The sequence below is a fragment of the Micrococcus sp. KRD012 genome (assembly GCF_017168555.1).
In the GTDB taxonomy this organism is placed as follows: Bacteria; Actinomycetota; Actinomycetes; order Actinomycetales; family Micrococcaceae; genus Micrococcus; species Micrococcus luteus.
Map to the genome: position 1 here is coordinate 316,283 of NZ_JABFBB010000007.1, position 6,683 is coordinate 322,965.

Genomic DNA, 6,683 nt, shown 5'->3' on the forward strand with positions numbered 1-6,683 from the left:
GACTCGGAGGGTGACCCCTCTCGACCGCGTCCCCGACCAGCGCCCCGTCCCCGCCGGCACCGGCCTGACCCTCGAGGACGCCCTCCCCGCTCCCGTGACGGCCGAGGCCGACGGCGTCTCCGCGCGCCCGCGTCTGGCCCGGACCGTCGCCGAGATGCGCTCCGCTCTCCGTGAGCTCGTCGCCCACGCCACGGACGACGGCGACGCCGAGCCCGTCACCGTCGGCCTGATCCCCACGATGGGCGCCCTCCACGGCGGCCACGCGGCCCTGGTGCGGCGGGCCCGCGCCGAGAACGACGTCGTCGCGGTCAGCATCTTCGTGAACCCGCTCCAGTTCGGCGATCCGGCCGACCTGGAGCACTACCCGCGCACCCTCGACGCGGACCTGGACCTGCTGGCGGCGGCGGGCGCCGACGTCGTGTTCGCCCCGGACGTGCAGGAGATGTACCCGGGTTACCCGGACGCGCCGATCGTCACCGTCTCCGCCGGCCGCATGGGGGAGGTCCTCGAGGGCGCCTCCCGCCCGGGCCACTTCGACGGCGTGGCCACCGTCGTGGCGAAGCTGTGGAACATCGTGCGCCCGGCGGCGCCGGTCCTGCGCAGCTACTTCGGCCAGAAGGACGCGCAGCAGCTCACCGTCCTGCGCCGCCTGGCCACGGACCTCGACATCGACGTCGACGTCCGCGCCGTGCCCATCGTCCGCTCGCCCGAGGGCCTCGCGCTCTCCAGCCGCAACACCCGCCTGGACGCCGCGGGCCTGGAGCACGCGCTCGTCCTCAGCCGCGCCCTGCGCTCCCTGGCCGACGCCGCGGCGTCCGGTGAACCCGTCGACGTCCAGGCCGCGCGCCGGATGGTCGAGGACGAGCCGGGCGTCGAGCTGGACCACCTCGTGGTGGTGGACCGGGACACCTTCGCCGAGCTCGGTCCGGAGCTGCTGTGCCAGCCGCTGCGCCGCGAGGCCCTCGCCCTCGTGGCCGCGCACGTGCCGCCCGTCCGGCTGATCGACACCATGGTGCTGCCCGCCGCGGGGCCCCTGCCGTGACCCCGGAGCGTCTCGCCGCCGCCTTCGACAGCCCCTCGCCCACGCTCGCCGCGACGCTGCTGGGGTGCCGGCTGACCGTCGTCGCCCCGGACGGCGCCGTCACCGTGCGGCTGACCGAGACCGAGGCGTACGGGAACGCGGGCGCGGACCCCGGCGCCCACTCGTTCCGCGGTCGCACCGAGCGCAATGCCGCGCTGTTCGGGCCGCCGCGGCGCACGTACGTGTACCTGAACTACGGCATCCACCGCTGCCTGAACCTGGTCGGCCACCCCGAGGGGGAGGCCGGCGGTGTGCTGCTGCGTGCGGCCGAGGTGCTCGCGGGAGGGGACCTCGCGGTGGCCCGCCGTGGCCGGGACACCGGCCCCAAGCTGCTCTCCGGCCCGGGCAACCTCGGCCAGGGCCTCGGCATCACCCTGGAGATGGGCCACGCGCCCGTGGAGATCGTCGCCGCGCCGCCGGAGGTGGCCGACGACGGTGGCACCTCGGCCCGCCTCGCCGCGCCGGCCGCGCCCGCCCGCTTCCTCCTGGCCCCGCCCGCGCCCCGCGATCCGGCCGAGCCGCCGATCGAGGTCGTGACGGGCCCGCGCGTCGGCGTCTCGGGGGAGGGCGGCTCCGTGCGCTTCCCGTGGCGGTTCAGCGTGGCCGGCCACCGCAGCGTGTCCGCGTTCCGGCGTGGCCGCAACGTGCCGGACTGACCCCCAGACCTTGTCGACCGCCCCGGCCCCGTGCCTAGGTTGATCCCATGACCGAGATGAACAAGACCGCCCACGGCGAGACCCAGCAGACCGTCACCCGGACCATCGACGCGTCCGCCAAGGACGTGTTCGACTTCCTGACCCTGCCCGCGAACCACGCGAAGTTCGACGGCTCGGGCATGGTGCAGTCCGACGACAAGACCCAGCGCATCCAGAAGGTCGGCGACGTGTTCACCATGAACATGCACGCGGAGCACATGGGTGGCGACTACCAGACCGACAATCACGTGGTCGCCTACGACCCGAACAAGCTGGTCGGCTGGAAGACCGCCCCCGCCGGCACCGAGCCCAAGGGTTGGCAGTGGGTCTACCGGCTCGAGGACAACGGCTCCGGCAGCACGGTCGTGTCCCTCACCTACGACTGGACCGCCGTGACCGACCCGGAGCTGCTGGCGAAGAACCTCTTCCCGATGGTGTCCGAGGAGCAGATGGAGGAGTCGCTCGCGAAGCTGGCCGCCGAGGTCGGCTGACCCCCGCCTCCCGACGGCGGCCTCCGGGCTGGCCGTCCCCTCGACGACGGGCACGCACCCGGCCAGGGTGCGGTGCCCGTCGTCGTGTCCGGTGTCACGGCTAGAGTGCCGTGCGAGACCGTCCACCCCCACGTCCAGGAGGATCCGCCGTGACCGCCACCGCCGAGCCCGAAGTCCCGTCGCCGCGCGAGGACCTGTACCGCCACGTCAACGCCGGGTGGCTGGACACCCACGAGATCCCCGCGGACCAGGGCGCCTACGGCGCGTTCCTCGAGCTGCGGGACGCGGCCGAGCTCGCCGTCCGGCACCTGTGCGAGGACGCCGTGCGCGAGGTCGGCACGGGCTTCGACCCCGCCCAGGCGCGCGTGCAGGCCACGGCCGCGGCCGGCGCGCACCGGGACGTCCCGCTCGCCCCGCTGGACGAGGAGGACGCGGAGGGCACGGAGCATCCGGAGCTCAAGCGCCGGATCGCCGCGCTGTACGCCTCGTTCATGGACGACGAGACCGTGGAGGCCCGCGGCCTCGAGCCGATCGCCTCGGACCTGGCGGCGGTGGCCACCGTGTCCACCCCCGCGGAGCTGCTCGCCCTGTCCGGGCGACTGCAGCGCCAGGGCGTCTCCGGCCTCATCAACACCGGCGCCCTCAACGACGCCGGGAACCCGGACCGCATGCTCCTGCACCTGCTCCAGGGCGGCCTGGGCCTGCCGGACGAGTCCTACTACCGGGACGAGGCCTACGCCGAGATCCTCGAGCAGTACACCGAGCACACCGGCCGTCTGCTGGCGCTGGCCGGGATCGGCGCGGACCGGGACGAGGCCGCCGCGCTGGGCGTCCGGGTGGTGGAGCTGGAGAAGCGCATCGCCGCCCTGCACTGGGACCTGGTCCGCAGCCGGGACGCCGTGGCCCGCTACAACCCCATGACCCACGACCGGCTGACGGAGCTCTTCCCCCTGGCCGACGCGTGGCTCGAGGGCGTGGACGCCGCCGGCGAGCGCGCCGCGGAGGTCGTGGTGTGGCAGCCGGACTTCCTCTCCGGTGTGCAGGGGCTGCTCGAGGGACCCGAGGCCGCCGACCTCGAGGACTGGCGTCACTGGCTGATCCTGCAGGTGCTGCGCTCCTTCGCCGGCTTCCTGCCGGACGCGTTCGTGCAGGAGAACTTCTCCTTCTACGGCCGCCGCCTGGCCGGCACCGAGGAGGTCCGCCCCCGCTGGAAGCGCGCGGTCGCGTTCGTCAACGGGGCGGCCGGCGAGGACGTGGCGCAGCTCTACGTGGCCCGCCATTTCCCGCAGGGCCACGTGGCCGCGATGGACGAGCTCGTGGGCCTGCTCCAGGAGGCCTATCGCCGGTCCATCGAGGAGCTCGAGTGGATGGGCGAGGAGACCCGTCAGCGGGCGCTCGAGAAGCTGGCGATGTTCCGCCCCATGGTGGGCTACCCCTCGAAGTGGCTGGACTACTCCGCCCTCGAGGTCCACGCCGGCGACCTGCTGGGCAACGCCCGCTCCTCCTCGGAGCTCGAGTGGGAGCGGGACCTGCGCAAGATCGCGGACGGGCCGGACCCGGAGGAGTGGCACATCACGCCGCAGACGGTGAACGCGTACTACTCCCCGCTCGAGAACGCGATCGTCTTCCCGGCCGCCATTTTGCAGCCCCCGTTCTTCGACCCCGAGGCCTCGATGGCCGCGAACCTGGGGGCGATCGGCGCCGTGATCGGCCACGAGATCGGCCACGGCTTCGACGACCAGGGCTCGCGGTACGACGGCGCCGGTCGGCTCGAGGACTGGTGGACCGAGGAGGACCGCGCGGCGTTCACCGAGCGCACCTCCCGGCTGGTGGCCCAGTACAACGCGCTCTCCCCGGCCGAGGCCCCGGACCACCGCGTCAACGGCGAGTTCACCCTGGGGGAGAACATCGGCGACCTCGGCGGCCTGGGCATCGCCCACCGCGCCTTGGAGATCTGGCGGGACGAGGGCGACGGCGCCTCCCTCGACGCCGCGGCGGGGGACCGCGAGTTCTTCACCGCCTGGGCCACCGTGTGGCGTCAGCTCACGCGACCGGAGGCCATGGTCACCCGCATCGCCTCGGACCCGCACTCGCCCAACGAGTTCCGCTGCAACCAGGTGGTCAAGAACATCGACGCCTTCCACGAGGCGTTCGGCACGCGCGAGGGGGATCCCATGTGGCTGGCCCCGGAGGAGCGCGTCACCATCTGGTGATCCCGCCCGCCGGCCGGGCCCGCGGGTCCGGCCGGCGGCTCACTCGGACTCGGCGGGGTCCTGCATCCGGGTCTGACGCTCGGCGGCCAGCCGGTCCAGCAGGCGCGTCAGCGTCCGGATGTCCTCGCGGTCCCAGCGCGCCAGGTCGTCGCGCAGCCCGCGACCCGCCGGGCCGCCGCGCACCGCGTCGAGGCGGGCGAGCCCCTCGGGGCTGGCGCTCAGGAGGGCGGAGCGGCGGTCCCGCGGGTCCGGCTCTCTGGTGATCAGCCCGGCGGCCTCGAGGTCGCGGACCATGCGGGAGACCTGGGCGCGGTCCACCAGCAGGCCCTCGGCCACGGCCGAGGGCGTCATGGTCCCCTCGTTGGCCAGCATCATGAACGCCTTCATCGCCCCGACGGACAGGGCCGGGCTGAGGGCCGCCGCGTAGCGGACCATCACCTGGCGGTGCTGCAGGACCAGACGCGAGAACGCCTGCTCGAGCCCCTGGACGGCGGCCTCGAAGCCCGCGTCGTCGCCGCCCCCGCCCGGGCCCGGGACGTCGTCAGCCACGGCGGGCCCGGACCAGCGCGGTGACGACGGCCGCCAGCAGGGCCGTCCCCGCCACGGCCAGCGCCGCGGGGACGACGGGCCGGCCGGCCACCGGCGACGCCGTCGCCGGGCGCTCGGCCGACACCGCCCGGGACCCCTGCGGGCCCTCGGCCGGATGCTGCCCCTGCGCCGCGGTCACCACGGGGACCGGGCCGGTCGCGGGCAGCGTCTGCATGGCCTCGGCCGTGGCGTGGGTGGCCAGGTCGGCGCGGGCGGCGTCGAGACGCTCGGAGGTGGTCATGCGGCCCAGCGGCAGGTTCGGCAGCCCGAGGATCGCGATCAACGCGACGATCGCGAGCGGCACGGCCACGAGGAAGGCGAGGGCGATGCCCTGCGCGTAGACGTCCTCGAAGATCACCCGCAGCGAGTCGGGCATCTCGGCGACGCGGGGCAGCGCCCCCGAGCCCAGGCGCTGGGCCCACTCGGCGCCGTCGGGACCCAGGCCCTGGAGCGTGGCCGCGATGTCCGCGCGGCGCTCCTCGACCCGGTGGGAGACCACGTTCGCCACGACGGCGCCCATCGCCGTGACGCCGACGCTGCCGCCGAGCGTGCGGAAGAAGGTGACGCCCGAGCTGGCCACGCCCATCTGCCGCGGGTCGGTGGTGTTCTGCACGACCAGCACGAGGTTCTGCATGGTCATGCCGACGCCCGCGCCGAGCAGCAGCATGTACAGGGAGACGAGCGCGAACGGGGTGTCGTAGTGCAGCGACCCCAGCAGGCCCGTGCCCGCGATGAGCAGGACCGCGCCGAACACGACCCAGCCCTTCCACTCGCCCGTGCGGGTGATGATCCGCCCGACCCAGGTGGAGGAGACCAGCAGGCCGATGATCATGGGGATGGTCATGAGGCCGGCCTCGGTGGGCGTGGCACCGCGGGCCAGCTGCATGTACTGGGCCAGGTAGACGGACGAGCCGAACATGGCCAGGCCCGTGGCGATCGAGGCCACGGTGGCGAGGGTGAACGTGCGGTCGCGGAACAGCGTCAGCGGGATCAGCGGCTCGGCCACCCGCAGCTCCACGACGATGAACAGCACCGTCGCCACGAGGACGCCGCCGAGCATCCACGCCGTCGTCGTGCTGGCCCACTCGAACTGGGTGCCCCCGTTGGTGACCCAGATCAGCAGCAGCGAGGTGGCCGCGGCGAGCAGCGCCGTGCCCACCACGTCTACGCGGACCCGGCCGCGCTCGCGGGGCGGCAGGTGCAGCGTGCGCTGGACCATCACGAGGGCCGCGACGGCGAACGGCAGGGACACGAAGAAGTTCCACCGCCAGCCCCACAGGTCGGTGATCACGCCGCCGGCCAGGGGGCCTCCCACGGTGGCCACGGCCATGACGGCGCCGAACAGGCCCATGTACCGGCCGCGCTCGCGGGGGCTGATGATGTCCGCCATGATCACCTGGCTGAGGGCCACCAGGCCGCCGCCGCCCAGCCCCTGGACCGCGCGGCACGCGATCAGGAAGTCCGGGTCGTGGGTGAAGCCGGCCGCCGCGGTGGCGAGGGTGAACGTGCGGTCGCGGAACAGCGTCAGCGGGATCAGCGGCTCGGCCACCCGCAGCTCCACGACGATGAACAGCACCGTCGCCACGAGGACGCCGCCGAGCATCCACGCCGTCGT

The 6,683-nt window shown here is 74.1% G+C and carries 6 protein-coding genes; 4 read left to right on the forward strand and 2 right to left on the reverse strand.

What is annotated here, in order from left to right; all coding sequences use genetic code 11:
* The first annotated feature begins 10 nt into the window (after positions 1 to 10).
* From panC to J1M37_RS04830, 4 genes are all read left to right on the forward strand, one after another.
* Positions 11 to 1,042: a pantoate--beta-alanine ligase gene (gene panC / locus J1M37_RS04815; RefSeq protein WP_036338460.1), complete on the forward strand. Its 1,032-nt coding sequence runs from the start codon at positions 11 to 13 to the stop codon at positions 1,040 to 1,042.
* Entirely contained in the window at positions 1,039 to 1,737 is a 699-nt protein-coding gene (locus J1M37_RS04820; protein WP_136939885.1) for a DNA-3-methyladenine glycosylase, read from the forward strand. The genes panC and J1M37_RS04820 overlap by 4 nt, the downstream gene beginning before the upstream one ends.
* A gap of 47 nt (positions 1,738 to 1,784) precedes the next feature.
* The gene (locus J1M37_RS04825) at positions 1,785 to 2,267 is read left to right on the forward strand and encodes an SRPBCC family protein (protein ID WP_036380856.1); all 483 of its coding nucleotides are present in this window, start codon (positions 1,785 to 1,787) and stop codon (positions 2,265 to 2,267) included.
* Between the two features lie 149 nt (positions 2,268 to 2,416).
* Entirely contained in the window at positions 2,417 to 4,480 is a 2,064-nt protein-coding gene (locus tag J1M37_RS04830) for a M13 family metallopeptidase (protein ID WP_095347114.1), read from the forward strand.
* Between the two features lie 39 nt (positions 4,481 to 4,519).
* Here the strand turns inward: J1M37_RS04830 and J1M37_RS11460 are convergent, their stop codons facing one another.
* The gene (locus tag J1M37_RS11460; RefSeq protein ID WP_206452204.1) at positions 4,520 to 5,029 is read right to left on the reverse strand and encodes a MarR family transcriptional regulator; all 510 of its coding nucleotides are present in this window, start codon (positions 5,027 to 5,029) and stop codon (positions 4,520 to 4,522) included.
* Positions 5,022 to 6,683 (reverse strand): MFS transporter (locus J1M37_RS04840; protein WP_206452205.1); only part of this gene is annotated, 1,662 nt, incomplete at its 5' end. The genes J1M37_RS04840 and J1M37_RS11460, both read right to left, overlap by 8 nt.

Excerpts from the sequence above, each read along its gene's own strand:
- J1M37_RS04825 (WP_036380856.1), top strand. The coding sequence starts at position 1,785 with ATGACCGAGATGAACAAGACCGCCCACGGCGAGACCCAGCAGACCGTC.